Raw genomic sequence first — 25,768 nt, forward strand, 5'->3', positions numbered from 1 at the left:
CACTGCTTGCGATTATCACCCGGATCGCAAGTAATCTGAACCGAAGCCTAACTAACTTCGATCAGATAGTTTCCTTCTGGGTCTGAATATTTCCGACGTCAACCTGTCGGGAAGCATGGTGATGCCGTCCGGTCTCACCCCTCAGAGCGAACACCGGACGGCTGGCAACCGCTACGCGGCCACATCACCTAAGGGCGTGGCCGGGGGCTGGTACCCCCCGGCCGCACCCGGCCTCAGAGCAGGCGGAACAGCTCCACCAGCACCTTCAAGACCTCAATGGCGATGTGCCACTGCCAGCGGCGTCCCTGGTCATCCGGGCCGGAGTCCGACTCGTCGTCGTCTCCCGGCTTCGTTCGAACCGCCATGGAACGCTGCTCCCCTCCGGTTTTCGAACACTTGGGCCGGGTGGCCCGAGGCGCGCATCTTCACGCGTACACGGGGGAGGGGCAGGTACTCCTGAATTGCAGTGCCGGTGCTGATCCTATGGCCACCATCCGGCCGATAACAAATTCAGCCCGAATGCGCATATCGTTTCGATATGCATTCCTTGAGGTTCCATCCGTTGACCTGCGATGACGCATTTTGCTACCCCGTGGCACGCCGGTGGGCCCGTCCCGGGCCCGGCTTGTCGTAGCCGGCCGTCATCATGAGGGCGGTACGCCGTTGCCCGATCGATCCCCTGCCCGAGGTCGCCGATGCCCTCTCTGCCCACCGTCGCCGCCCGCGCGGCCGCCGTTCGTCGCCTGCGCGACGACCCGGCCGCCAGTGAGGGTGAACGCGCCTCCGCGCAGACGCAGTTGGACCGGATGGAGGCCCGCCACGGGCCACTCGACGCCCCGGCTGCCGCCCGGCTGCTGCCCACCGACCGTCGTACCTACGGCTCCAGCGCGCTGGCCACCCTGGACCTGTCCAGCCGGGAGATCGCCGCCCTGATCAAGGACGAGATCAGGGCCGCCCGCGCCCCGCTGCCCCGCGCCCGCCAGCAGGACGGAACCGTGGCCGCCCGCCACCCGATCCGCGACGCCCCCAAGGGCACCCGCATCACCGTGCGGCACCGCCAGTTCACCGGCAACTCCGCGATCGACATCGCGGTGCGCGGCGTCCCGCTGGACTGGGCCGTCGACGGCCTCGAGGAGATCGGGCCGGGCCGCACGCGACGACGGCTCTCCGAACCCTGCGCGGCCCTGGTCGACGCCGTGGCCGCCATCGCCGGGGCCTACAACTGGCGCGGCGACGACACCCTGATGCAGGACTACGTCGACGTCCGCTTCTACTCCCACGTCAACCTCTACACCGCCTGCGGCGAACACCTCGTCACCTGACGGGCCGAGCTGAAAAGGCCACACCACGAGCCGCCAGACAGCCCCTGGAGGGCTGCCGTCCGCCACCCCGGGGGCGCGACACAAGCCGCGGCCACCGGTCATCGTCCCCATCCCGACCCCGGACGGAGACGATGACCGACCCCGACTTGCGCCTGCACCTCGTGCCGGTCCGCTTCAAGGACGCCCGCGACTTCGTCGCCACCTGGCACCGCCACCACCGGCCACCGCCCGGCATGGTCTTCGCCGTCGGCGCCGCCGACCAGCACGGCGTGCTGCGCGCCGTTGCCATCGTCGGCCGGCCCGTCGCCCGCCGCCTCGACAACGGCCAGACGCTCGAGGTCACCCGCACCGCCACCGACGGCACCAGGAACGCGAACAGCGTCCTGTATGGAGCGAGTTGGCGTGCGGCGAAGGCCCTTGGCTACACCAGGCTGATCACCTACACTCAGGCCGGCGAGACCGGCGCCAGCCTGCGCGCCGCCGGCTGGACCATCCTTGCCCACCGCCCGTCCCGCCCCGGCTGGCACTGCGCCAGCCGGCCCCGCCGCCAACTCGGCACTGAACACGTCGCCCGCACACTCTGGGAAGCGTCGGCCGGAGACTGACGGGGCAGCCTCAGTACGGGCAGTGACCGGGCGACGGCGGCAGTCGTTGGGCAGGGCATGCAGCGCAATCCACAGCTCGACGCGGTGAACGCGGTAGCCGTCGTGGCGGCCGCCGCCCTGGTGGTGGTGGAAGAGCAACTGCGGCACGCCGGGCTGATCGAGGCCGAGATCGCGGCGGCCGACATCGACCAGGAAGCTCTCGAGCGGGAGGCGGACGAGGACCTGCGGGCGGCTACCGAGGATCACGTGCTGCTCACCCGCACTGTTGCCGCGATCGAGGCCGGTGAGCCGGTGACCGACGAGGAGTGCGGGGCGGTCATCTCCGCATACCTCGCCCGGGACGAGGGCCGCACGGAGCGGCTGGCCCGGCGTCGCGCGGCTCTTGACACCATCCGGGCGATCGAGGCGAAGTACGCGAGCGGGGCGTGAGCGGAGCTCGGCGCTGCTACAGCGGGCCGTGTCCCGGCGCGCGCTGTCTGACCTAGCGCGGTTCACCCGATCGGGTGAACCGGACAGGCCTGCCGCCCGGCTGGCCCCGCCACGGCCCTACGCTGCTGCGCAGCGCCGGGCGTGCCCGGCGCTGCGGACGGGCCTGCCGAGAGAGGACACGGGAAGTGGCCGAAGCCGAGCACGCGCTGATCCGCTACCGGCCGCAGCAGGCCAAGGTGGCCAAGCTGCTCGCCTCGTACGCCGTGTTTCCCCACCAGGCGCCCGGGTGGGACGAGGGGTGCAAGAAGCGCACATCCGGGTTCGTCCTCTGGAACGCCGGCGACCCGCTCAGCGTGCGCTGCCGCTACGTCCACTACGAGGGCAACGAGCTGACCGAAGCCGGCTACCACGACCGCATCCGCCGGATCCTGGACCGCACCGGCCACGAGACCGAGCAGATCGACGCCCCGGCCTGCACCAACGTCGGCGTCCGGATCACCGGCACCCGGCTGCTCGAGGCAGAAGACCATCGACTCCTCGACGCCCTAGCCCACGGCCGTCTGCGGTTGGCCGGCGGCCGATGGCACGACGACAACCGCCCCGGCCGCCCGCTCGCCCACACCACCCCGGTCCGGGACTACGTGCTCGACGGCCTGGTCGAGCTCGGCACGCGCCAGGTCGCCAGGCTCACCACGACGGGCTGGGAGCTGTACAACCGGGCGGCCCGGGTCACCGTCCCGTCCGTGGACCTGAGCGAGTACGCCTGACCACGGCCCCGGCTGGCCCCAGCCCGAAGTTCACTCGCGCGGAGCAGACGGTGCTTCACCAAGCGGTGACCGGCTGGACCTGGCGCCGGCGCGTTCGCGGAAGCCGAAGCTGATGAGGACGACGCTCTCGCCGCTGCCCAGCGGCGTCCGGCCGTGTGGTGTTCGCGCTCCGTCGAACACGACGCAGTCCCCGGGGGCGAGGTCACATTCGAGGTAGCCGTCGGCGGTGATGAAGACGGTAGAACTCGCCGTGGTGGCGGCGGGCCGGTCGTGCCGCAGGCACAGGATCAGGTTGGCCTCGCCGAAGCCGGGATCGTCCACGTGGAAGTCGAGGAACTGACCCGCCCCATAGGCGATGTAGACGCCGGTGTGCGGCTGCTCCACGTCCAGGCCGGTGGCCCGTGCCACGACGGCGGCGAGATCGGCCTGTGCGGCGAAGGTGCTCGCGGTGTCGCCGACGGGCGCGTTGCGCTTGCCGTTGTGCAGGTACCCGTCGGCCGTCAGGGCCTTCTCGGCCTCCTGCGCCAGGGCGGCGACCAGGTCGGCGGCGAACGGCTGGTCGCGGAGGTGGCAGGGCTGTACGCGCTGGTGCGTGACGAGGCTGCGCACGGCGTCCCGGATGGCGGGGAAGTCGTCGTTCCACCGAGCTGAAGCGGCGGCGCAGGTGTGGGACAGGAGCCACGATGTCCACCGGCTGCTCCACTGGTCCGGCGCCCCGAGGTCGGCCGCTGGCACGGCAGCATCGGCGAGCAGCCGCTCAACCCGGTCGAGGGCAGCCTGCGTGGACTCGATCAGCCCGGTGTCGCCCTTGGTGATCCGCAGCCGCAGCGCCTCCCGCAGATGGGCGCTGGCATGCGGGAGGTCGCCCTGTTCCATGAGGTGCTTGCCGTAGTGCTGGAGCGCAAAGTCGATGAGCTCCGGCTGCTCGCTCCGGGCGGTGTCCAGCGCCCGGCGGTAGAACGCGGCGGCGCTCTCCGTCTCGCCGGCGTAGCGGTGCGCGTCACCGAGGTTGAGCTCGGTGGCGACGACCGCTCGGCTGTCGCCGCCGGCGGTGGCCAGGTCGAGGGACTGCCGCAAGAACGCGAGTGCGCCGTGCGGGTCGCCCAGGCTCAGCTGGCCGATGCCGATCCACCTGGACAGGACCCGCGTCCGGGCGGGATCAGCCCCGTCGGGCAGACTGCGCAGTTCCTCACGGAGATCGTTGACCGCGGTGGTCAGCTCGGCGTGGTCGACGGGTACCATGCGCAGGTCCGCGTCCTGGGTGATGAGGTGCTGTAGCACTTCTCTCTCCTACAGCTGGTCGGTCTGGCGGCGCAAGTCGGCCAGCAGCTCCACCCCGTGCGGGGAGAAGTACTCGCCCAGCAGTTCGAGTTCGCGCATGAGGTAGCGGACGGCCGGCAGCCCCTCGTCGTAGGCGGCCTGGAAGCTCGCACGCTCGTCTGCACTCAGGTCGTCGCGGTCGAGTTCGGTCCGGCGGAACCGGAGCAGCTGGTTGTACACGCAGGTCGCGTGAAAGGTCCGGTCAATCTCCCAGAACTGGTTACGGGCGACGCCCTGTCCGGCCCGCCATGCGATCTCGATCTTGGGGGAGGTCTGGGAGGAGTACCCGTCGGCGAACACCTGGTGCTGGAGGACGTGGAAGCTGACTGACTGGTGGGTGCCCTCGTGCAGCAGGTTCTCCGCCAGGAAGAGCGGGGACGGCTCCGGGCTGACGGTGTTCGGCGGGATGTGGTGCCGGGCCTTGTCGGAGAACACGACGACGTACGGCAGCGCCGGGTCGCTGGAACTGGTCAGCGAGGAGGTGCGGACGCCGGGCCTGAGGCCGACCCACAGGAGGCTGCGGACGAACTCCCGCACCCGGGCGAACCCGTCGGGGTGGACCGCGGCCAGCCGCTGGAGAGCCTGGGACAGGGCGGTGCGGCGGTCGTCGGTGTGCTCGGCGATCTCGTAGTCCGTCAGGTTGATCTCGCCCGCGATCTCCACCGGCAGTGCGGCGTCGAGCCAGTCGAAGGCGGCGCCGGCCACGTTCACGGCCTCGCTGCGCAGGGTGCGGGCGTGCTCGGCGTAGGGCGTCCCCGACTGAACCAGGTTCTCCATCAGCGCGAACGGCATCGCCCAGTGGGTGCCCTCCTCGCGCAGACGGGTCAGCGCCGGGTCAGCCCGGTCGAGGTCGAAGAACGAGCCAGGCTCTACGCGTGTGGCGATGGTGGTCTGCACGGTGGACTCTCCTTGGCTGATGGTGCAGCGGGGTGGATGGGGTGGCGGAGACGGGGCGTCAGCCACCGGTTTGCTGGACGAAGGGGTAGTGCCGCATGCGGGCCGACTCAGCTGCTGATCCCGAGCCGACCCGCATGCCGTCAAGCAGTGGGCGTGTTCAGCCCTGACGTCAGATCGTGACGTCGGTGGTGGGGGCGACGTCCGGGACCGAGTGGTCCAGGCGGCGCGTCAGGGACGTGACGTCGGTGGTGGGGGCGACGTCCGGGACCGAGTGGTCGAGCCGGCGCGTCAGGGACGTGACGTCGGTGGTGGGGGCGACGTCCGGGACCGAGTGGTCGAGCCGGCGCGTCAGGGTGTTGACCTGCATGGTGAATCTCCTTGTCACAGGGCGAACCGGCCGCCCGATACGGCGCCCTACGGTTCGCGGGGTGACGAGTACAGCAGTACGAACCATCGGCCGGAAGGCGATTGCTGTAGCCCCCGTGTAGCCTTCGCCGACGATCAACTCACCTGTATCGCTACGCTTCTGACGGAGGTGCAGCGGTGGGCGATCTCGTCGTGAGCCAGTTGGAGTACCTGCGTAGGGCCCGGGGATGGTCGCTGGACGACATGGCCCGGCACGTGAAGGCGGCTGCGGTCAGAGTCGGGATGGCCAGCCGCGCGGACCGGCAGCGGATCCGGAAGTGGGAGCACGGCGTCAGGCCCGATCCGGATGCCCAGCTGTTCATCGCCCTGGCGTTCGACTTCGACGCTGCCGTGGTCGTTCCGGACACCTGGCCCGCGTGGCTGCCCGGACTCGACACGGTCCTCCCGCTCACCCCCGGCAACGCGATCCACGCCCTCAGAGAGGCAGCCAGCCACGCCATGGACCGACGCAGCTTCGTCACGATCGGCGGGGCGGGCATCGTCTCCCTCGCCACCGAGTGGGCCGCCACCAGCCCGGCCCACGCCCACACCCCGCCCGCCGGCCAGGCCGTCGACACCGAACTGGTCACCTGGGTGGAGACCACCACCCGCCAGCTCACCATGCTCCCCACGATGCAGCGCCAGCACATGGGCACCCTGCTGGATGCCCACCTCACCACCATCGCCAACCTGATCGAGCACGGCACCTACACCGAGGCCACCGGGATGCGTCTGCACGCCCAGGCCGCCACCGTCGCCAAGACCTGCGCCTGGTTCCGCTTCGACCACGGCCAGCACGCCGCCGCCGCCCGCCTCTGGCACGCCGCAGCCCAGTCCGCACACCAGAGCGACGACCGCGAACTCGGCGCCGGGATTCTTTCTGATCTCGCCTACCAGGCCACCTGGCTCGGCGACCCGGCCACCGCCCGCGACACCCTCACCCGCACCCTCGCCAAGGCCGACCACCCCATCTCTCGCTCCCTGCTCCACCTGCGCCGCGCCCGTGCGTTCTCCTCGCTCGGCGACGCCACCGCCTGCCGAGCCGATCTCACCGCCGCCGAGAAGTTCTTCGCCCGGCGCAGCGACGACCCGGCCCCAGACTGGGCGTGGTGGATGACCGAGGACGACCTCCTGGTGGACTCCGGCCGCTGCCTCTCCGAACTCGGCGACCACACCCAGGCCCTCCCGATGATCGAACGCGGCGTCGCCGCGATGACCGGCCACCGGGAGAAGACCAGTGCCGTATTCCTCGCCTACGAGACCGAAGCCCTGCTGCGCACCGACGCGGTCGACCAGGCCGCCGACTGCGCACTGCGGGCCCTGGAGATCGCCGACCGGATCGGCGCACCACGCTGTGTCGACCTCGTCCGGGCCACCGCCAGCGAGTTCAGCAAGCACCGAACGGTCAGCGGTGTGGACCAGGTGCTGGCCAGGTTGGCCGGCTGATGCGCGACTCCGCCCCCGTCAACGGCCGCGGAACGGATCCGGACGATCCCCGCTGAGGATGCCGCGGACGATCTCCGCGACCTCCCGTGCGCCAGCCTCGGTGGCCGGGGCGTACATGGAGAACACCCTGCTCTGTGGCTGGTTGACCATCACGTCCCATCCGCCGTTGAGGTAGATGCCCACCGCCAGGCCGGTGCGCCCGTCCCAGCCCCAGACTGGCCCGCCTGGCAGCGGCTCTACCGCCGCGCCGGTACGGCCGGCCGACGGCGCCAGGGTCAGACCGACGTCGGTGAACGCCGCGGTGAGTGCCTTCGTGAGCTGCTGGAGCTCGGCCAGCGACCGGTCGGGCCCGCGGTGGCGGTACTTGTTGCTGGTGGCCTCGGTGGCGGCCGTGACCAGCCAGCCCAGGTCCGCGCTGGTGCGCTCGTGGCCGTGCTTGGCGGCCGCCTCGTAGAGGTCGTCCAGCAGCGCCGCGGCCTCACGGTGGACGCTGGGCCCGTACAGCCCGGTCAACCGCTCGTAGGCGCGGGCGACGGCGCCGGTGGACGCCGGCGAGGGGACGGTGCTCATGCTCTCGTGCTCCTTGGTCATCGTCTGCGCGGTCAGCGGTACTGGTCGGCGTCGAAGCCGGTGCTGCTCTTCATCAGCCAGGTGGCGACGGCGAAGACGGTGTCCGAGCCCTGGCCGACGCGGGCACCGGGCTGGAACTGCTGGTCCGCGACCGCCTTCCAGCCGCCTGCGCGGTCGGCGTGCCGGCCGAACAGGACGGAGAGGTGGTCGGCGACTTCGGTGTACGACTCGGGGTGTCGCACCCAGCCCTCCACGATGTCGGCGATGCCCTCGGCCACCGCCTCGTCGTAGCGCCGGGGCTTCTCGCTCAGCTCCTCGCCGATCTCCCACGCCAGGGAGAGCAGCCGTTCGGACTCCCAACTGCCTTCGCGGCCGGACGTCAGCGGGTGCGGCCCGCCGAACACGAGCCGGGGCAGGCGCTGCTCGGCCCGGTACAGGGCGACCAGGGTGGACGCGACCGCCTTGCGGCCGGCCTGCTCCCACAGCGCGGCCAGACGCTCGGCGGAGTCGTCACCCTCGATCTCGTGGTTGACCGGGCGCACCGGGCCGCGCTCGGCCACGATCCGCGCATACGGCCACGGCTGCTCCAGCCCCTCCCGCTTGAAGCTGTACGAGGCCCGGTAGAGGCCGTTCCCGGCGGTGAGCCAGCCCTGCCACTGCGCATCGACCAGCCGATACGGCCAGCCCCCGGGCGGCTCCTCCTGGGCGTCGGACCAGGCGGTCAGGTCGGGCTGCGAGTCCACGTCGACTACGACCGGGTGGCGCCCGTGCCCGTCCGCGGCCGCGCTCTGGTCGGAGATGGCGATGGTCTTGCCCTCACCTCCGCGAACGACCGGCGCCAGCTGCACGGCCGAGCGGGTGGGCTGCGCGGCGGCTTGGTCGAGCACGAACCCAGGGGCGGTGCTGTGCACCTGGTCCTCCGTCAAGGTCAGCTTGGCGGCGTTGAACCGGTGGTTGCCGATCGCCTCGATGCCGACGGCGTACTGCTCCTCATCCGGCCAGCGCTCAGCCAGCGCGGTGAGCAGCGCCCGCTTCATGTCGTCCACGGCTTCGTCGGTGGCGTGCGGACCGCTCCAGTCCCGCAGGGCGTTCACCGAGGCCATCAGGACGACGAAGTCCGGCACGTCCTGGGTGGTGAGCACGAGAACGTGTGCGGTGGCCGGGTACTGGGCCCCGTTCAAGTCGGTGAGCTCCGTCAGCGCGTCCGCGACGACCTGGGCGCACTCGCGGCGTTCCGCTGCGGTCCGGCAGGGCGCGCTCACCCCGAGTGCGACGGGCAGGGTCCGAAGCGACGGCGTGCCGCCGCCGGACTGGGCGGTGCCGCGCAGCAGCGCGGTGTACGGGGCGGTGGAGCCGGCCTGCTGCGCCTGGCGGGCGCGGGCTGCGGCCCGGGAGGTGTTCTTCTTCGTCACGGTGCTCTCGCATCTGGCGGGCCTGCCCACGCGCTCCCCGCCCGATGGGCACGGCGAAGCGACACGGGCGTCGGTGTGGACCCCTTGGTCGTACGGCGCCCTTCCCGGCGTGGGCGGGGTGGGCAGCGACGAGCGGCAGTGCGTGTCCAGCCGCTGGGTCAGCGTAGTGGATCGGGCTCCGGCCCGGGGCCCGATCCACCTGGTTCAACTGCCGTCGGCGGGGCTGGGCGAACACCTGGCCCCGCCGACGGGGGCCGGTCAGCCCGTCTGGCCCAGGACGCGGGCGACCGCCGAGCCGGCGTGCTGGTTGACCAGCTCCACCAACGTCTCCACCGCGGTGGTGGCGTCCATCACCAGTCCGGGTCCGGACAGCGTCGTCGGGACGTGGAGATGGGCCTTCGGGAGGGTGAGCCGCACCGTGGTGTTGGTCAGCACCGCCACCTTGTCCTGGACGAGGTCGGGCGTTTCCCGGCCCCGGAACTCGTCGTCAGAGGAGAAGCGCTCCCGCTCCCAGTCCTGCCAGTCGTACGGCCACCGGTCCGCACCCACGAGATGCCCGTGCGACAGCGGCATCGACACCGCGACCGCCAAGGCACCCTCGTAGTCGTCCCGGTACACCCGCACGGAGGTCAGGTCGGGGCGGATCCGGACGAACCCGGGGGACATCACCGGGCCGGTGGCGATGCGCCAGGCCTCCCCGGCGAACCGCGCCGGGTCAAGGTCGCTCTCGTCGCCCCAGTAGTTGAAGGCCTCGCCCTTCATCCGGACGTAGGCGGCGTACCGGGAGTCCCCGGCGTGGTCGGCGTTCGCACGGTCGTAGTCGTAGTCGATCCGGACGAGGGTGGTGGGGGACCAGGTGAGGGGCATGCGGGTACCTCCGGTGGTGGCGGGGATGGCCGGAGCCTCGGCGGGCTCAACGGCGTGGCCGGCGGCCGCGGCGAGATCGGCGCGCAGCAGCTCGGTGAACGACTTGTCGGGGTGGGCCTGCTGCGCCGCTCGGACGCGCTTGGCGGAGGTGCTCAGGTTCTTCTTCGGCACGGTGCTCGGGTTCCTCGGCGGGGTGCCCACGCTCTTCCGCCGGTCGGCACGGTGTGAAGAGTCCTGCGGCACGGGAACCCTGGAGTCCCTTGGTCGAACGACGCCCGGACACCCCCGGCGTGGGCGGGGATCGGGCAGCGACGAGCGGCAGTGCGTGTCCAGCCAAGGGGCAGACTACAACGCCGGCGCCGCTGCTTGGGAGGTCTTCGGCCGAGGGCCACCCGACCAACGGTGCGCGCCCGGGGCCGGGGAACGTTCACGTGCTGCCCGGCCGGCGTGCCCGGCCGGGCAGCAGGCGTTCACACGTCGTCGGTGGGGACCGGGCGGCAGCGGGAGGCGTGCCAGAACGACGGCGGTTCGAACGACGGGTGTTCGTCCTCGACCCGCCAGAGCAGGCGGATGTAGCGGGCGGGGTAGTCGGTGATGTCGGCGCCGGCCCGGCGCACCGCGAAGGGGGGTTCGCCCTCGACCTGGACCTGGGTGAGGATGGCGTTCTCCAGGGGGATCCAGGCGTCGCGGTGGGTTCCTCCGCCGAGTTCCGCCAACCCGTGGTCGGGGTCGCGGCGGAACCAGGGGGCGTGGAGGGTCACGGTCGTGCCGTCGGGCAGCGTGAGGAGCGCCGGCGGCCCTGGCGGTCGCAGGGTGAAGGTGTCGGCCATGCCGTGTGCGCGCAGCCAGTGGTCGACGGCGTCGGCGTCGAACGTCGGGTGCACGTCGTCGCCGCCGACCGGTGCGGGGAAGTCGTGGTGCAGCTGGCGCCAGTTGACGACGGCGGCCCGGCCGACGTGGGCGCGGCGGGCGATCTGGGCGAGGAGCAGCGGTTCAGACATGGCGGGTCACCGTGATGGTGGGGCCCAGGGTATCCAGGCGCTCGTCCACCCGCCGGGTCGCCTCGGCCAGGCGGGCCTTGTGAGGCTGCTCGGTGAGCCGGCCGGTGCTGGTGCGACATGGCGAGCCCGCGTCCTGGCCGCACGTGTCGTTGCCACACTCGATCGCCAGCACCTCGACGCGGATCGCCTTCTCCCGCTCGGCGGCGCGTCGGGTGGCGGCGACCTTGGACTCTACGAAGTGCACGCCATCCATGGCCTCGGGGAACGTGGTCGTCTCGACCTGCGACCATCGGTGCATGGGGTGGTCGGCGGGGACGGTGCGCCCGCGTTGAGCCAGCATGATCAGCTGCTTGTAGGTGGGCACGACCGCGGGCGGGTAGGCCTGGCGGCCGGTGGTGTCGCGGACCTCTTCGCGGGCGGCGGCTCCCCAGCGCCGGCCGTCGTCGAAGGCGGCGGCCAGCGGGAGGTCGCCGTCGGCGGCGGCCGCCAGCCGCTGGACGGTCCCGGCTTCCCGGGCGATCTCGTCGGCGCTCCGGTTGAGGGTGTCGATGAGGTCGGCGAGTTCGACGGGGACGGCCGGGGTCTCGGCGGCGCGGCCGAGCTGGCGCAGCAGGACGGCGGCGCTCGACATGTGTCCGGCGATCTCCTCCAGGGTGACGCGGCGGCCGGCACGCAGGTGGGCGGTGTCCGCCGGGTCGGTGCTGGTCTGTGCTGCGGCGGCGGTGGTGGGATCAGCGGGCATCGGCGCACAGCTCCTCGGTCAGCTCGGCCTGGCGGGCGCGGGGGAAGCCGGACATGCCGGCGGCGATGCAGAACAGGTAGCGCACCAGGCCGTCCAACTCCGCGCCGGTCAGGTCGTCGCTCAGGATCCTCTCGGCGCCGGGCCGGCCGGTGGCGATGAACGCGGACAGCAGCAGGTGCAGGGTCGTCAGCGCCGGGGCCTGAGTCATCATCGGGGGCGGCTGCTGGCGGTAGTAGCGCACGGCCGCCTCCATGCCGGTGCCGTAGTAGCCGGTGGAGAGCACGTACTGGGCCAGGAGGAGAGCGGCCTCCCGGCCGGCGGCTGGCCCGCGCTCGACCAGGACCTGGAAAAGGTCGTGGGCGTGCTCGGTGCTCTCGTCGTCCACGGTGCCGCCCAGCGCGGACTGCACCAGCATCGGCAGCGGGATCCCCGCGGCCAGCTGCTCGCCGGTCAGGAACACCAGGCCCTCGCCGGTGAACGGGTTCTCGGGGGGATCGGTGGCCTCCGGCAGGTCGTCCTCCGGATCCTGCGGGCCCTGCTGCGGGTCGTCCTCGGGGGGCGGGGCGGCCGCGGCGGCGAACTCTCCGGGGGTGGCGCCGAGCGCGGCCCACAGGTCGAGAGCGTCCTCCACCACGTCGCGCACCTCGGTCAGGCTCAGCTCCTCCAGCACGGCGAGCATCGGTGCGGCCGGAGCCGGGCCCTCCAGGCCCTCCTCCAGCATTCGGCGAGCGACCGTCCACACCTGCACCGAAGCGGGAGACATCAGGCCGGGGGTGGGCAGCAGGCTGAACGGCAGCCCGGCCAGGTTCGCCACCACGAGCCGGTCGCCGGCCACCAGCGCCGGGATCGCGGAGTCCTGGCACGGCCGGCACCCGGCACGGGCGGCACCGACCAGCGCGGCCGACGGCGCCAGGCTCACCTGCCGGGTGACCCCGTACAGGCGGGAGTCGAGCACGCCGAAGTCCGGCGCAGGGTGCTGGTGTCCGGATCCGCCGGCGGCGGCGGTGTACGGGGCTCCGGTGGCCCGCTGCTTCGCGCGGGCGGTCTTCTTCTTGGAGCGGTTGTTCTTGGGCACGTGATGCCTCTCGGCGCGGTGCTCGGTCCCGCGACCCGGGCCCGCGCGCAGCATCAGCGCAAGGCGGTGGGTGGACCTGACGGACGTTCAATATCGCGCGGTGCGGGAGCACTGACGGCTCCTACCACCTTGACCGCTGTGCCGCCCGTCGCGGGCAGGATCGGCGGGACTCGGGCTCGGCGCGCTAGCCCATACCTCTACAGGTACGGATGACAGCATAGCGTCACTCCACGCAACTGGCTAACACGGATTACCACTCAAGTCCACGCGTGCATACGAGACGTGGTGCCGCCTCCCCTCGCCGGAAGGCGGCGCCCTGACCTTCTCACATCTGCATACCAGGTCCCACGCCCGCACCCGGTCAGGGGATGCGGCCGTCAGCGGACCTCGACGGCCCGCGGATCGAGCCGGCCGGTGACCACCTGGGCGATCGTGTCGAGTGCGGCGCGCAGTTGCAGGTGCTCGACGCCGTCCAGCACTGCGGTGGTGTTCACGAGCGTGCTGAAGGAGGCCAGGGTGCTGTACCCGGCGTCCGGCCGCCCGTACGGGACCTGGGCGACGGTGACGGTCACCGAGTGCCCGACCGGCAGGGTCAACGTCACCGTCGCCCCGGTGGCCACCGCCCGCTCCCCGCCCAGAGCGACATCCTCCCGGTCCGCCTCGGCGGCGAGCTGCGCCCGGCCGTGCAGATCGGCCCGTGCGGTCTGCGCGCGCTCAAGAGCCTCGCGCAGGTGGTCGACCAGGTCGCGGGTCATCTCGGTGATCCGCTCGGTCGGTTCGGCCGGATCGATCCCGGTGGCCAGCCGAGCGAGGGCGATGCGCAGGTGCCACGCCACCTCGGCGAGCGGCTCCGGCTCGGCGGTGAGCATCGCTGGCCCCACCACCCGGTCGGCGACGTCGCCCAGGGCGCGGACCTCGTCCGCGTTCAGCGGCGCGTAGCGGGGGCGCGGCGGCGGCCCGTAGGTGGCGCCCTCGGGGCCGATTCCCCGGGCGGCCAGGTCGGCGCGCACCCGCGCGTGGTCGGTGCCCAGGCCGGCGGCGGCCGCGAGGACCCCAAGGTCGTGTTCGCCGGACCACCAGGCGGCGGCCACCAGGTCGCACCGCTGCTCGGCGTCGAACTCGGCCCCGGCGGCGCGCTCCGTGAGCGCGGCCAGGCAGGCCTTGCGCGCGACGGTGGAGCCGGTACCGGCCGTGGTGGTGGTCACGCTCTCCAGCGTAGGCCTGCCGGGCCCGCAGGTGAACCGGCTCCGCAGGCCGGCCAGCACGGACCGGGAACACCGACGGCCCCGGCGTACTGCTCACACCGGGACCGCCGACCTGGTCTTTCTCGGGACCGCCACGCACCCTACCTGCCGCCGCTGACAGGACAACCCTGGACAGGTGTAACGCTCCTGGATCACCCGCCGTACACCTGGGTACAGCACCACGACGGCGACAGGATCACGATCATGACTCTCGGTACCGCTGCCCGCCTCAACGCCAGCAACATCACCGACGCGCAGCTGGACCAGCTCCAGGGCCAGGTCCAGCAGCTCCTCGGACTGCTCGCCGCCAAGGACCGGACCGACGCCAAGATGGAGCTCACCGTGGAGCTGCCCACCGCGAAGGCGGAGTGGCTGCTGCGCACCGCGCTCGAGCGCGGGACCACCGCCAGCGCGGTCATAGCCGAAGCCATCGAGCAGATTCGTACCGGCCGGCCGGCGCCGCAGCAGATGATCGACCCCCAGGCCGACGGCAAGGAGTGGTTCAACGTCCAGCAGCTCGCCGAGCTCTCCGAGATGTCCACGTCCCGCGTGTACGCCGCGGTGGGCACCCCGACCGGACCGAACCCGGTCCGGACCGGACCCAACGGCGGCCGAATCCTGGTGCACCGGATCGAGGCTGTCAGGTGGGCCCGAATCAACGGTGTCCCTGTCGAGGACTGAACCAGCTGTTCTAGCCCTCGGACACTGCCGCACTGGTCCGGACAGGCGGTCCGCCTGTCCGAGGCTGTCCGCACGCGGTCCGGGCCCCGCTGGACACCTGTCCGAACCGCCACAGCGGTGATGGGGACAGCCGGGCCAAGGCCCCAGGACGCCAGCACATGGTTGTCCGGACAGGAGGGCCGAAGCCGGACAAGATCACGATTCGACGCCTTCGGCCCCGCCGGGGCGCGCAGGCTGAAATCCTCGTGATCATGGCTGAACAGACCGACACCACCCCACCGCCCGCTGCTCCAACCGACCCGCCGACCGACACCACGGACCGGGCACCCAAGCGTGTGCCTGCCGTACGGATACCGATCTGGCTCGCCGCCAGCGGACTCGGCTTCCTGGCCGGTGCGGGAGTGGTCGGCTTGGCATGGAGCCTGTCGAGCACCAGCCCGGCCACCCCCGAGGCCTTCTCGCTCACTGGCTCCCTGTCCCTCAAGAACGGCTCCGTGCCTGGGAGCGCGAGCGGCGGCTGCGCCGGCGGAAGCGGGTACAGCGACATCGCCAAGGGTGCCTCGGTGACCGTGTACGACGCGGCCGGCAAGGTCTTGGCCACCGGCAACCTGGGCGCCGGCGCCCCCAAGGGCCTGGACGGGTGCGACTTCCCGGTGAGTGTCTCTGGCGTGCCGAAGGGGCCGGAGTTCTACCAGGTCGAGATCAGCCACCGCGGGAAGATCAACCTGACGAAGGCGGAGGCGGAGGCGGGCCTGTTCGCGGCCTCGCTCGGCTGACCGGCCCCCGTGCGACGTTACAGAGGGTAGCGGCTGGCGATCAGAATCCGATCCGCTCGCACGCCGAGAACAGCAGCAGGGCGAGCACCAGGCCGACGGCGAGCACCTGCCCGCGGGTGACGGGTACCGTTCCGCCCGAGACAGGGGTGATGGACTCCCCGTCGGGCACCATGCCGGGGTGCGCGACGCTCCGGTGCTGGTCGCGAACAGCCTCGATGAGCCGGCCGGAGGTCGGCGTGGAGGACTCGCGGCAGGTGTCGCAGCGGTAGACGTATCGCACGGAACAGTCCTCTCCGTCTCGGTAGGCCACCCCTACCAGGGCGGTAGGGCGCGGTAGGGAGCCCTCCAAAAGTGCAGGTCAGGGGAACGGTAGGGCAGTTGGGCAGGCTGGTTGACCGGCCCAAGGAGAGTGGGGGAGAGGCCTCCTGGTGAAGGCCTCTCTGCCCGTGATTCTGCCGCTCCTGGAGGTGGCCTGTCAGGTGGTCTGGAGCACCTCTTCCCGGTCGTGCGGGCCAGGGGCTGGGGGTGGGCCGGCGGGACGCTCGAACTCTTCATCGGTCGGGGTGAGGTCGGGGACCGAGTGCGGGGGAAGGCGAGGGAAGCGGCCCAGGTGCTTGGCCAGGTCGTCATGGTGGATACCCACGCGGTTGAACTTCTTGCCGTTCACTGTCAGTGACAGCGGGTCGCGGACGGGGATGCCGAGCGCGCGCAGGTACCCGGCCAGGGCCTCGGTGTCCCAGCGGGGGCTGCTGATCTGCCCGCTCGCCCGGAGCTCCGCCAACAGGTCCTCGACGTGGACACCTTGGCGCCTCCCCCGGATGTTCTCCGCCCAGCGGGCAGCGACGGCGTGCTCAACGCAGAGCCGGAACCGGTCCGCGATCTGCTCGGCCGTCAGCGGGAGCTGCTCCCCCGATGATTCGTTGACGACCGATTCCGCTTCCGGCGGGACAGTGTTGGAGGGCGCTCCCCTGGGCGAGACGGCCATCGGCGGGCTGCACATCCACGCCAGAACGCACCAGCACACCCCGACCGCCGACATCGACCAGACCAGCACGGACCAGGTCAGGTACACCACCAGGTAGGCCATGAAGAGGAGGCCGCCAGACCTCAGCAGCCACCCGGGCGGCTCCCAGTCGTCGCCTTCCTGAGCCTGATCCTGCCGCCGGGCAGCGGCCGGCCGCTCAGCGTCCCTCCTCGCCTTCTTGCCCCGGCGCGCGCCGGGGGCCGGGGCCGCCGCCTGCTTCTTCTCCAGCTGCTGCGCCTCCTTCCTCCGCTTCGCGCGGGCCGGGGCGAAGACCTCGATGAAGCCCCCGACCCGGACCCACCGCGCGATCCGACACATCAGGACCCACGAGCCGGCGAGCAGGGACCTGATGCCGTGAAGGCCGATTACGTACGGCCGCGCCGCCCGGAACGCCCGGGAGAGCGAGCGCCCGATCCTGGCCGCTCGCTCTCCCGCACGACCGCGCGACACCGCGCCGGTCGACACCGCCATCTCAGGCCATCCCCTGGATCGCCTCGACCAGCCACACGACACCGATCGAGCCGAACGAGAACCAGTCGCCGGCCGTGTTGTAGAGGACCGCCGCGCTCAACCCGAGGATCGCCGCTCCCCACCGGCTGTGCTGCCGCAGGATGATCCAGGCCGTAATGCCCAAAGCCACGATCCCGGAGCCCCAAGCGGCGGCCGCCTGCTTGGTCAGGCCGTTGATCAGCAGCGCCACCGCATTCCACCCCGCCGCGGCGTACAGGTTCCCGGTGATGAAGCCGCCGGCGGCCAGGAACTCCCACGACAGCTTCTTGTCCACCTCCGGGTTCAGGCCGCCGCCTTTGCCCTTCTTGCCCTTAAGCAGCAGCCACATGATCCAGGTGGCCAGTGCGGCGAGGCCACCAACGGTGATGGCACCCCATCCGGTCCCGCCGAGATCGGTGGTGGGCGGGTCAGCGAGGGTGATCATCTGGGTCTCCGGTGAGAGGGGCGTTGAGGGGAGGAGGGCGGCGAACACCGCAGTGCCGAGCGGGATCCGCAGGATCCAGGCGACGGCCGGGCGCCACTTGCGGGTCTTCCAGGCGATCAGGGCCGCGACGCCGACCGGCACCAGGTCGATCGCCGAGTGGATGCCGTCTCCGGCGAACCAGTCGAGCGCGGCCCGGGTGTGGCCGGTCCAGCCGGCGTAGGCGCCGACCATGCCCGGCAGCACCCACTTCGCGGCCCAGCGGACCCGGGCCGGGTGCCACCCGCGCGGCGTCCCCGGCGGTGTCGGCCGCAGGGCCTCGGGAAGACCCGTGAGCGTCGGCTCGGCCGGCTGCTCCGGCGCAGGGTTCGCGCCCGGGGACGCCGGCTTCTGGCGGTCGGGAGCAGGGCCCCGGAGCGATGGCTCCTCGGACTCAGCGGGGACGGTCTCTTCCGGCTCCGAGTCGGCGGGGCCCGGGGCGGGCTCGGTCTGCTGCTCTTCCGGCTCCGGCTGCTCCGTGGCAGGCGGGGTGTCGGTCCGCGGCTGCGGCCCGTCCTCCGACCAGAAGAAGAGCATGCTCCGGCGAACCGTCCGGAAAAGGTCCGGCTGCTCAACCTCCGGTTCCGGCTCGGGCGTCCGGTCGACGGCGATCGGGATGTCCGGCTCACTGCGGGGCCCCGGGATGACCTGCGTCGGGGTGATGACCCGCTGGTCGGTTCGCTTGGCTATCAGATCGGTCACAGGGTCACCTCCAGGCGAGGAAGACGAGGGACAGGAAGTAGAAGGCCAGGACGCTTCCGCCGGCCCACCGGAGGGTGGACCGGCGGGCCGGGTCGCTCAGCCGGTACAGGCCAGCGAAGGCGAGCACGCTCGGGCCCGCGAAGGCGATAACCGCGCCCGACAGGGCAACGGCCTTCACGGGGTGGCCCCGGTAGTCGCCGGGGCGCTGGAGGCGCCCGGCGCGCGCTCCAGCGCCTTGCGGACCGTGTCCCGCTTCGCGCTGGGGTGGACCAGGCGCACGGCCGCGAACACGACGTCGAGGTCGGTCTGTCCGGACTCCTTCACGAAGCCGCGGACGGCTGCGGTCACCGTCGGCCGCTCGCGCGGGAAGGACAGGACGTTGTCCTGCTCGTCCTCCAGCTGCTCGGCGACCGCGCGGACACTGTCCGCCGAGACCGGCAGGCCTGCCAGGGCGAGTTGCTGAACGACCTCCTCCGCGGTGGACCCGGGCAGGAGCGCCAGGGCCTTCTCCACTGCGGAACGGACGTCAGCGGACAGCATGTCCGCCGGTCCGGACAGGGGAGACGGTTGTCCGGACGGCTGGTCCGGACCGGGCCCGCCGTTGTCCTGGCCGACGGAGAGGACGTTGTCGTACGCGGCGAGCTGCGCATGCGAGCGGGCGAGTCGGCGTCGGGCTGCCGCCAGCGCGAGCAGGCCGCCGACCTCCGATTTCTCGCGGCGGACCCAGCCCAAGGTGAGGTTGTCCAGCGGGTAGGCGTGCAGGGACAGCACGAGGGACCAGACACCCTTGACGCTGGCGGAGATGAACGCGCCGACGATGCCGGCAACCGGGTGCCCGTTGACGACGCCCTCGGCCACGAGCGCACTCATCGCCACGAGCAGGCTGAGCCGCCCGCCGCGGCGGGCCCTGCGGGCCTTCTCCGGCTCGAACCGGGCCAGCCACTCCACTGCGTGGCAGGTGATCCACAGCAGGTCGAAGCTGCCCGCGACGGGGTAGGCGACCGCCGCGCTCGCGGCTGCGCTCAGCAGCGTGCCGATCGAGTTGGTGGACCAGAGGATGCAGCCGATCCCGACCGCCACCGCCGTGGCGGTAGCGATCGTTAGGACGATCTGGTCCCAGTCCCGGGGCACGGGAAGTACCTCGACCTCGTACTCGTCCGGGACGTGGTGGGTCTTGCCGCTGATGGTGTGCGGGATGATGCGGGTGTGGGTCTCGGTCCGGCGTCGCCGGCCGGGGCTCATGGCCATGGGAGGTCGCTCTCCGGTGGTGGGGGCCGACCCGCGTTGCCTCGCGGTCCGGCCCCGTTGGGCAAGGTCCCCGGTCGGTGGTGTCGCTACCACCGACCGGGGTTGTTCCGTTTCCGGCACGAGCGTAAGGAATAGTTGCGAGACACGCAACTATTCAGAGAGGATGGAGGCATGCCTACAGGCAGGTCGACGGAGGGGGGAGAGCGGACGATGCTCTCATTCGCCCAAGCCGCCGAACGCCTCGCGAAGGAAGGAGTGGTGCGCAGCATGACGGCCGAAGGCCTTCGCAAACTGGCCCGGACCGATCCGGAGTGGACGCTCACGGAGCAGGACTACGGGGCGGTGGGCAACGCGCGAACGGTCCCCTACGAGCTGGTGCTCGAGTACTTCACCAACCGGACCAAGCGCCGCGGCCGCGGCCCGGCCAAGCCCGCCGCCGGCAGTCCTGGCTAAGGCGCCTTCCGCCCCGGCTCACTATTTCCTGCCCAAGGAGTTCGATCATGGGGAAGCGCCCCGACCCGGTCGAGTGCGAAGACTTCGATGACCCGCCGGCCACGATTCCGCATGGTGCCCCGCTGCTCAGTGGCGGCAAGCTCGTGGGCGGCTACCGCGATGCCACGTTCGTCTCATGCCCGGACGTGTACTCGATCAAGGCCCGGCACATCGTCGTCATGTCCCACGAGTACAACGTCGCCGGCGGCGAGCGCCTGGCTGCGGCCGCGTGCGACCCGCGCCGGATCGCGATCGACACTTCGCTCAACGAGGCCGCCGCCGAGGTCCACTCCAACGCGCGCTGCCGGCGGCCGGGCTGCCGCCAACTGTTCGTCCGAGCTCTCGCCGAGGAGGAGTAGCCCGCGCTCATCCCGGCCGCCTCGGGTGCCGATGCAGTGGGTGTAACACCGGAAGGCGCTTCGGAGTACTCGATGTAGAGGGCCCGGCGCGGTGTGGGCTCCGGCTCCGGGCCCTCTGATCACTTGGGATAACAGCCGCTGACATCAGCCATTCTCCGGGCGGCCGGGCGCGCGCCCCTCGCGTCACCTTCCGAACGGTGATACGGAAGGCGCCAGGAAGGTTGAGAGCGGGGTAGGGCTGTTATCCCAAGTGGATTTCTGGTGTTCTCACCCCGATTCGCAGGACCCTGATCTCTCGTCTCGGACTGTGGCACCCTGTGGCCCATGGCCATCGCCCTCGACCCCCACGAAGTCCTCGCCCACTGGCTCGACAACAAGCCCTACGGCGAGCGAACCCGCGGGGACTACGAGCGCGCCATCCTCGACTGGATCAGCCACATCGGCCCCGCAGTCTGGAAGCCGACCACCGCGAAGGCCCGCGCCTGGGCGTCCGCCCCCGATGCCCTCCGGACCGAAGCCTGGCGAATCTCCGTGCTGCGCGGCTTCTATGGCCACGCCCGGGACGAGTTCGACCCCACCCTCGTCAACCCGGTGCCGGTCGGACTGCGCCCTGCTGTGGACGGCCTGCCCCCCGGCCGGGCCCCGCTCACGCCGGCAGAGGTCACCATCTACATCTCCGCACTGGACCGCTACGACGGCATCTTGCCGGAACGGGCCCGCGCCCTTGGGTACCTGGTCCTCGGGATGAAGCTGCGCGCCCACCAGGCCGTCGACCTCGACCTTCCCGAGCTGATCCGCGAGCAGCACCGCGTCACCGCCAAGGTCAGCCTGAAAGGTGGCGGCACCGAGCTGCGCGAGGTCCCGCCACCGGTCGCCCGCGCGATCCGGGAGTACCTGCCGCACCGGATCTACGCGCCCCCGTACAGCACCGAGGAGGCCGGGCCGCTGATCACCAGCGGCCGCGGCCGCCGGCTCGACAGCCACAACACCCCCCGGGACATCCTGCGAGCCGTCGCCGCCACCGACCCCCTCCTCGACCACCTCGCCACCACCCTCACCACCGACGGGTTGGCCGCCTCCCCCAGCCCCTTCGTCACCTAGGCCGACAACCCACCAGAACCCGCCCCCGAACAGGTCCCGCTGCGCCACACTGAGCCCGTGAAGCGGCACCTGGCCAGCGTCTGGCCCCACACGATCGACCGCCAGCACTACACCGGATTACCGGACCCACCCCGCACGCCCTACCCGCGCGGCTACAACCTGTACGCCTGCGTGGCCACCGTCGCCGGGGACCTGAAAGACCACCGGCTGCATCCGCCGTCCCCGCCCTGGCAGCGCCCGCACGAATCCCCGTTCTCGTGCGTCGACTCTGTTCACCCCGACGAGTGGCCGCCGGGGGCGACGCTCTGCGTCGACCTGCGGTTCTACCCCAACCCACCACGCCGGCACCGGTGGGCTGGCGAGGACGACGTCGAGCCGCAGCAGGATCCCGCGGTGGCCTGGATGGCCGGCGCTCGGGAGCTCGCCGAGTTCCTGGAGTCGCTCGGCTACCTGACCGTCCTGGTCGAACGCCTGCCAGCGCTCCAGCCACGCCAGCCAGCTCCGCCGCCGCGCAAGAGCAGCTCCAGCCGCCGCCGGGCCCTGACCGTCGCACCGGAACCGTCGATCCTCGAACTGACGCACCGCAGCGTGCGGGTATACCGAACTGACGGTTCGAACGACCTGGGCCGGTGGACGGCCCCCGACCAGCCCACGGAGTCATCGTGACCAGCTACCTCACCGCCATCGTGGTCGACGCCGGCTCCGAGCTGCCGCCGACCGTTCTCCTCGACCAGGTGGCCGGGCCCGAGGCCCTGGAGAGCGATGTCCTCTCGGCCGGGACCATCGACGTACAGATCGCCGACGCCGACGTGGATGAGGTCCAGCGGCGGATCGCCGACCTGGTCGTGCACCCAGGCCCCGGCCACGATCAGGACCCGCACCAATGGCACGCGGTGACGACCGGGCCAGGATCGGGACTGCTCATCCCTCACCAGGTCGACGGCAAGCCCCGGTTGGAGCTCAACTTCACCACCTCGGGCGCGGTCGGCCCGGCGGCGGCCGCGGTCTACGCCTGGTCGGTCTGGTCCATCGCGCTCGGCGTTCCCGTGCGCAGCGTGCCCCGTGACCGTCCGCCGGCGCTGCCGGAGGGGGGCCGGCTGCTCGTTCGGGGGCCGGGCCTGGAGTCGGCCGACGTTCGACTCGACTCGGCCGGTTGGTCGGCGCGCACCTGAATCGGCCAGGGGTCGGTGGGGAACCGGGCGGTGAGCGGACCGCCGAACTGATCGCGCACCACCCAGACAGGCCGGTGCCGAAGCTCAGCCACCGGCGGGGTGACGTAGAGCAGGCCGGACGGCTCGCCCGCCTCCGCAGTGTCGTAGGCGGGCGAGAGGACCAGGCGCAGGGCTGTGGCGACGGCCTGGTCCTCGTCACGGGTCAGGTTCGGGTCAAGTCCGATGGCGAGGGCGGTCAGGGCGTCCCACAGGCCGGTGGTCACCCACTGGACCGCAGCGCCGTTGAGTCCGGGGTGGCCGGCGGTGTCGGGACAGACCCGTACCGCCGGGACGGTTGGCAACGAGGTCTCCATGGTCAGGACGGTAGTCCTGCGGACCGACAACCTGTAGCACCTGGTTACGGAGAGTACAGCCGCCGGTTTCCGGTCGGATGCTCCTCAACGGCGGGGGCGGATCGGGGGAGCACCCCCGATCCGCCCCAACGGTCAGGCCACTTCCGGAAGCAGGGACGGTTCGGCGCCCACGGTGGAGGACCGACCGAGCGGGTTCAGGGCGAGGCGCTGGAGGTCGGCATCCGTCCACCCGCGGAGGCCAGCCACGGTGGTGAGGTTCATCGCTGCCGGCGTCCACTCGTCGGGGAGATCCGGCCACAGTCGAGCGACCGCCTCACGAGCAGCCCGGTAGGCGTCCGTGATGACCTGCTCGTCCTCGTCCAGCTCGTCCCAGGGCCGGCGGGCGCGGACCGCGACGAACGCTTCCGCTGGGTACCAGCCGGGCGGGGCCTCGTCGGGGCGGGCCGGGCGCTGCGGGCGCAGCACGACGACGTCGGCCCAGGCCGGGTACTCCTCGCCGGTGGCTTCCCGGGTGAGGACCTGGGCGCTGTTGGCGACGACTGCGGCGAGGAGCAGCTCCGGTGCCGCCGAGAAGGCGGGGTCCGGTTCGGTCGGCAGGCTGGTGGAGAAGTGGAACCCGGCGGTCTGCACGGTCCAGGTGCTCGAGTCTGCGGCGGCGGTGAGGCGGCGGCGGGCCTGCATGTAGGTCTCGCCGGGCCGCGCCTTCATTCGGGCCTTGATCTGGGGCTTGCGGGGGTCAGTCATCGTCGGCGTCTTCCTGGCCGCGCGTCCCACGCCCGCGCCGGCCGGGTGAGCGGGACGGCGGTGAGCAATCCGCGGTCGGCGTTGGCCTTGATCGCTGGCCGGAGGCGTGGGCACGAGTCCGGCATGGATGACAGGCAGCCGCGTGCTACCCCGCCTTGGACGATACCGGGTGGTTGGGGTTCTGGGGCCTGTTTGCTAATGTTCGGGGCGCCCCGAACATTATGGAGATGGTTGTGCACCTAGCTCTCACGGAGAACCTGATCCGCGAACTCGCTGCCGCGCCGGCCGAGCGCGCGGCCACCACCTGTCTGCTGTTGGGCCCGGACGGCTGGAGGATCCAGCCCCGGCCGACGGACAGGTCCCGCGACGGTCTGGTCGCGTTCGACGCGGAAGCTGTGCACGACCGGCTGGCCGCCGGTGACCCCCTGTCCAGCCTCCTCACCCCGCCGCAGCCGGGCGCACCTGCGGACTGGCAGGTCCCCGGAGCCACCGGAAGCCGGAGCACCGTACGGGTGGTCACCGGGCCAGCGTACGAGTGGGCGGAGGCCTGGGCCGTCGATCTCGCCCTGGCCACCGTCTTGAGCACAGACGGCTCGCTGCTCCTCACCCAGATGGGTCGGTACCTCTGGAGCGACCCGCAGGGAGCGCTGACCGAGTTGACCGAGTTGGAAGCCGCTCAGGCCGCCTACCGTGCCCGAGCCACCTTCGATGACCGGCTTCCCCCTGCCCTGCTGGCCGCCCGCCACGCCCGCGCGCTGGTCGCAGCCCTCGGCCTCCCCGCGGACGCCTCGGTGGAGTCGGCGGCCGCGCTCGTGGAGACGGGCAAGACCGTCATCAAGCTGCTCCACGGCGCCGTGTCCACCGACGTCAGGACCCAGCGGGGCATCGCGGCGCAGCGAGTGGTGGAGCACGAAGGGCCGGACCGGGGGGCGCACAGCCGGGCGGCGAAGAGGCTCGGTCTGACTCGCCCTACGTTGTCGGAGCTGCTTTCCGGGCGGTGACCCGGGTGGCCGGGCGGCTGATTGTGCCCGGCCACCCGGCCCGGAGTCAGGCGGCCGCAGGACGGGGCCGGACGGTCTCCTCGACCGAGTCCCAGAAACTCTCCTCATCGAAGACGTACAGCAGCAGCTTGTGGTCGGTGTCGCGCATGGGGTCCGTGATCACGTCGGCAGAGATGAGCGACTTCGGGATGGCGCCGTTGGCGAAGCCGAAGTCGATGCGGGACGACTGCTGCCCGAGCGCGGGGTCGGCTCCCTGGTCGGTTCGCCGGTGGGAGGTGCCGCTCATGGCGCCGGCCTGCTTGAGTGCGAGGTAGGCGTGGAGGGCGAGGTCGGTGTAGCCGGCGGTGGTGAGGGTGTCCCACGGTCGCGTGTCGGGGGTGGTCCGGTCCGGGAGCGTCCGGTGAACGGTGTGGTGCTTGTCCGCGATGTTCACCAGGTCGGGGAGCGGAGCGAGTTCGTGGGGCGAGGAGCTGTAGCTGTTGAAGTCGCCTCCGATGATGCACGGGTCCGTCGTCAGCAGTCGCCGGCTGTTCGGGTCGTTGGGGTCCTCGAGCTGCTGGCCCGTCTTGCCCCAGCGGATCGCCAGTTCGGCTTCGCCGAGCCGGTAGGTCGGCGAGTGGCAGCAGAGGTGGACCGAGGCCAACGACAGTTCCGGGCCGCCGCTGTGGCCGGCGCGGGTCACTCGGCCTTGGGCGGCGGGGTGCCACCAGTTGGTGAGCTGCGGGTACTCGGCCACGATCGTGAGCTTGGACGGCCGGACCAGGACGGCCGGTGGGTTCGGGCTCTCCAGGGTGGATGCCTCGGCGAGGAAGCCGTTCATCCCGAGCTTGTTCTTCGCGGCGTAGAAGCCGCGGCGCCCGTCCTTGCGGGCGTGGGTGGCTTCCTGGAGCAGCAGGATGTCCGGGCGGATCTCGTCGTTCAGCCAGGTGTAGACGCGGTTCCACGCCGGGGTGCCGTGACCGCCGAAGTCGTGCTCACCGTTCATGACGGCCAGGGTGATGGTGCTGATGATCGCCTCCGGTTGCATGGGTGTGGGCGGGCCC

31 protein-coding genes are annotated in these 25,768 nt (G+C 71.6%); 13 read left to right on the top strand and 18 right to left on the bottom strand.

The annotated features are described in order from the left end of the window. Positions 1–233 precede the first annotated feature (233 nt). Positions 234–365, bottom strand: coding sequence for a hypothetical protein (locus tag ACIP82_RS29320; protein ID WP_400657671.1), 132 nt, complete (start codon positions 363–365; stop codon positions 234–236). Positions 366–695: 330 nt separating this feature from the next. On the opposite strand from ACIP82_RS29320, the gene ACIP82_RS29325 reads away from it, so the two are divergent. The 4 genes from ACIP82_RS29325 to ACIP82_RS29340 all read left to right on the top strand — a co-directional run bounded on the left by ACIP82_RS29325 (position 696) and on the right by ACIP82_RS29340 (position 3,123). Continuing rightward, entirely contained in the window at positions 696–1,322 is a 627-nt protein-coding gene (locus ACIP82_RS29325) for a hypothetical protein (RefSeq protein ID WP_400657673.1), read from the top strand. A 131-nt stretch (positions 1,323–1,453) separates the two neighbouring features. Then, complete coding sequence (locus ACIP82_RS29330; RefSeq protein WP_400657675.1) at positions 1,454–1,927, top strand: XF1762 family protein; 474 nt, start codon at positions 1,454–1,456, stop codon at positions 1,925–1,927. A gap of 57 nt (positions 1,928–1,984) precedes the next feature. Continuing rightward, positions 1,985–2,356 (top strand): hypothetical protein, encoded by a 372-nt coding sequence (locus tag ACIP82_RS29335; protein WP_400657677.1) that lies wholly within the window; start codon positions 1,985–1,987, stop codon positions 2,354–2,356. Between the two features lie 185 nt (positions 2,357–2,541). Further along, positions 2,542–3,123 carry a hypothetical protein gene (locus tag ACIP82_RS29340; RefSeq protein ID WP_400657680.1) on the top strand — a complete coding sequence of 194 codons (582 nt, stop codon included), beginning with the start codon at positions 2,542–2,544 and terminating at the stop codon, positions 3,121–3,123. Positions 3,124–3,153: 30 nt separating this feature from the next. On the opposite strand, the gene ACIP82_RS29345 is transcribed toward ACIP82_RS29340, so the two are convergent. The 3 genes from ACIP82_RS29345 to ACIP82_RS29355 all read right to left on the bottom strand — a co-directional run bounded on the left by ACIP82_RS29345 (position 3,154) and on the right by ACIP82_RS29355 (position 5,707). Beyond that, a complete protein-coding gene (locus ACIP82_RS29345; protein ID WP_400657682.1) occupies positions 3,154–4,404 on the bottom strand; it encodes a tetratricopeptide repeat protein in 1,251 nt (416 codons plus the stop codon). Positions 4,405–4,413: 9 nt separating this feature from the next. Beyond that, positions 4,414–5,340: a hypothetical protein gene (locus ACIP82_RS29350; protein ID WP_400657684.1), complete on the bottom strand. Its 927-nt coding sequence runs from the start codon at positions 5,338–5,340 to the stop codon at positions 4,414–4,416. Positions 5,341–5,509: 169 nt separating this feature from the next. Beyond that, the gene (locus ACIP82_RS29355) at positions 5,510–5,707 is read right to left on the bottom strand and encodes a hypothetical protein (RefSeq protein WP_400657686.1); all 198 of its coding nucleotides are present in this window, start codon (positions 5,705–5,707) and stop codon (positions 5,510–5,512) included. 176 nt (positions 5,708–5,883) lie between these two features. On the opposite strand from ACIP82_RS29355, the gene ACIP82_RS29360 reads away from it, so the two are divergent. Next, on the top strand, positions 5,884–7,191 hold the full coding sequence (locus tag ACIP82_RS29360; RefSeq protein ID WP_400657689.1) for a helix-turn-helix domain-containing protein: 1,308 nt from the start codon (positions 5,884–5,886) through the stop codon (positions 7,189–7,191). Positions 7,192–7,209: 18 nt separating this feature from the next. On the opposite strand, the gene ACIP82_RS29365 is transcribed toward ACIP82_RS29360, so the two are convergent. From ACIP82_RS29365 to ACIP82_RS29395, 7 genes are all read right to left on the bottom strand, one after another. Then, on the bottom strand, positions 7,210–7,761 hold the full coding sequence (locus ACIP82_RS29365; protein ID WP_400657691.1) for a hypothetical protein: 552 nt from the start codon (positions 7,759–7,761) through the stop codon (positions 7,210–7,212). 32 nt (positions 7,762–7,793) lie between these two features. Further along, a complete protein-coding gene (locus ACIP82_RS29370; RefSeq protein WP_400657693.1) occupies positions 7,794–9,173 on the bottom strand; it encodes a hypothetical protein in 1,380 nt (459 codons plus the stop codon). A gap of 258 nt (positions 9,174–9,431) precedes the next feature. Then, positions 9,432–10,211, bottom strand: coding sequence for a hypothetical protein (locus tag ACIP82_RS29375; protein ID WP_400657695.1), 780 nt, complete (start codon positions 10,209–10,211; stop codon positions 9,432–9,434). A gap of 299 nt (positions 10,212–10,510) precedes the next feature. Next, the gene (locus ACIP82_RS29380) at positions 10,511–11,041 is read right to left on the bottom strand and encodes a hypothetical protein (protein WP_400657698.1); all 531 of its coding nucleotides are present in this window, start codon (positions 11,039–11,041) and stop codon (positions 10,511–10,513) included. After that, on the bottom strand, positions 11,034–11,783 hold the full coding sequence (locus ACIP82_RS29385; RefSeq protein WP_400657701.1) for a hypothetical protein: 750 nt from the start codon (positions 11,781–11,783) through the stop codon (positions 11,034–11,036). Before ACIP82_RS29385 ends, ACIP82_RS29380 begins: the two co-directional genes overlap by 8 nt. Next, positions 11,773–12,858, bottom strand: a complete 1,086-nt coding sequence (locus tag ACIP82_RS29390; RefSeq protein ID WP_400657703.1) for a hypothetical protein — start codon at positions 12,856–12,858, stop codon at positions 11,773–11,775. The genes ACIP82_RS29385 and ACIP82_RS29390 overlap by 11 nt, the downstream gene beginning before the upstream one ends. Positions 12,859–13,235: 377 nt before the next feature. Further along, entirely contained in the window at positions 13,236–14,063 is an 828-nt protein-coding gene (locus ACIP82_RS29395) for a hypothetical protein (RefSeq protein ID WP_400657704.1), read from the bottom strand. Between the two features lie 243 nt (positions 14,064–14,306). Here ACIP82_RS29395 and ACIP82_RS29400 point away from each other — a divergent pair, with 243 nt between their 5' ends. Together ACIP82_RS29400 and ACIP82_RS29405 are read left to right on the top strand one after the other, a co-directional pair. Beyond that, the gene (locus ACIP82_RS29400) at positions 14,307–14,783 is read left to right on the top strand and encodes a hypothetical protein (RefSeq protein WP_400657705.1); all 477 of its coding nucleotides are present in this window, start codon (positions 14,307–14,309) and stop codon (positions 14,781–14,783) included. 251 nt (positions 14,784–15,034) lie between these two features. Continuing rightward, complete coding sequence (locus ACIP82_RS29405; protein ID WP_400657706.1) at positions 15,035–15,559, top strand: hypothetical protein; 525 nt, start codon at positions 15,035–15,037, stop codon at positions 15,557–15,559. A gap of 40 nt (positions 15,560–15,599) precedes the next feature. Here the strand turns inward: ACIP82_RS29405 and ACIP82_RS29410 are convergent, their stop codons facing one another. The 5 genes from ACIP82_RS29410 to ACIP82_RS29430 form a co-directional block, all read right to left on the bottom strand. Next, entirely contained in the window at positions 15,600–15,839 is a 240-nt protein-coding gene (locus tag ACIP82_RS29410) for a hypothetical protein (RefSeq protein ID WP_400657707.1), read from the bottom strand. Between the two features lie 195 nt (positions 15,840–16,034). Beyond that, complete coding sequence (locus tag ACIP82_RS29415) at positions 16,035–17,054, bottom strand: hypothetical protein (protein ID WP_400657709.1); 1,020 nt, start codon at positions 17,052–17,054, stop codon at positions 16,035–16,037. 1 nt (position 17,055) lies between these two features. After that, a complete protein-coding gene (locus ACIP82_RS29420; protein WP_400657710.1) occupies positions 17,056–17,748 on the bottom strand; it encodes a hypothetical protein in 693 nt (230 codons plus the stop codon). Between the two features lie 511 nt (positions 17,749–18,259). Beyond that, positions 18,260–18,433 carry a hypothetical protein gene (locus ACIP82_RS29425; protein WP_400657711.1) on the bottom strand — a complete coding sequence of 58 codons (174 nt, stop codon included), beginning with the start codon at positions 18,431–18,433 and terminating at the stop codon, positions 18,260–18,262. Next, positions 18,430–19,503 carry a hypothetical protein gene (locus tag ACIP82_RS29430; protein WP_400657712.1) on the bottom strand — a complete coding sequence of 358 codons (1,074 nt, stop codon included), beginning with the start codon at positions 19,501–19,503 and terminating at the stop codon, positions 18,430–18,432. The genes ACIP82_RS29425 and ACIP82_RS29430 overlap by 4 nt, the downstream gene beginning before the upstream one ends. A 210-nt stretch (positions 19,504–19,713) precedes the next feature. Here ACIP82_RS29430 and ACIP82_RS29435 point away from each other — a divergent pair, with 210 nt between their 5' ends. The 5 genes from ACIP82_RS29435 (at position 19,714) to ACIP82_RS29455 (ending at position 22,627) form a co-directional block, all read left to right on the top strand. Continuing rightward, the gene (locus tag ACIP82_RS29435; RefSeq protein ID WP_400657714.1) at positions 19,714–19,956 is read left to right on the top strand and encodes a hypothetical protein; all 243 of its coding nucleotides are present in this window, start codon (positions 19,714–19,716) and stop codon (positions 19,954–19,956) included. A 47-nt stretch (positions 19,957–20,003) separates the two neighbouring features. Beyond that, positions 20,004–20,354 (top strand): hypothetical protein, encoded by a 351-nt coding sequence (locus ACIP82_RS29440; RefSeq protein ID WP_400657715.1) that lies wholly within the window; start codon positions 20,004–20,006, stop codon positions 20,352–20,354. 324 nt (positions 20,355–20,678) lie between these two features. Continuing rightward, a complete protein-coding gene (locus ACIP82_RS29445) occupies positions 20,679–21,455 on the top strand; it encodes a hypothetical protein (RefSeq protein ID WP_400657716.1) in 777 nt (258 codons plus the stop codon). A 57-nt stretch (positions 21,456–21,512) separates the two neighbouring features. Beyond that, positions 21,513–22,121, top strand: a complete 609-nt coding sequence (locus ACIP82_RS29450; protein ID WP_400657718.1) for a hypothetical protein — start codon at positions 21,513–21,515, stop codon at positions 22,119–22,121. After that, complete coding sequence (locus ACIP82_RS29455) at positions 22,118–22,627, top strand: hypothetical protein (RefSeq protein ID WP_400657719.1); 510 nt, start codon at positions 22,118–22,120, stop codon at positions 22,625–22,627. The genes ACIP82_RS29450 and ACIP82_RS29455 overlap by 4 nt, the downstream gene beginning before the upstream one ends. A gap of 485 nt (positions 22,628–23,112) precedes the next feature. On the opposite strand, the gene ACIP82_RS29460 is transcribed toward ACIP82_RS29455, so the two are convergent. Beyond that, positions 23,113–23,724 (bottom strand): hypothetical protein, encoded by a 612-nt coding sequence (locus tag ACIP82_RS29460; RefSeq protein WP_400657721.1) that lies wholly within the window; start codon positions 23,722–23,724, stop codon positions 23,113–23,115. Between the two features lie 233 nt (positions 23,725–23,957). Here ACIP82_RS29460 and ACIP82_RS29465 point away from each other — a divergent pair, with 233 nt between their 5' ends. Continuing rightward, positions 23,958–24,725, top strand: coding sequence for a hypothetical protein (locus ACIP82_RS29465; RefSeq protein ID WP_400657722.1), 768 nt, complete (start codon positions 23,958–23,960; stop codon positions 24,723–24,725). Positions 24,726–24,771: 46 nt separating this feature from the next. On the opposite strand, the gene ACIP82_RS29470 is transcribed toward ACIP82_RS29465, so the two are convergent. Then, positions 24,772–25,752 carry an endonuclease/exonuclease/phosphatase family protein gene (locus ACIP82_RS29470; protein WP_400657724.1) on the bottom strand — a complete coding sequence of 327 codons (981 nt, stop codon included), beginning with the start codon at positions 25,750–25,752 and terminating at the stop codon, positions 24,772–24,774. Between the last annotated feature and the right edge of the window lie 16 nt (positions 25,753–25,768).

Origin of the sequence: Kitasatospora sp. NPDC088548 (assembly GCF_044753005.1) — a bacterium.
Lineage (GTDB): Bacteria > Actinomycetota > Actinomycetes > Streptomycetales > Streptomycetaceae > Kitasatospora.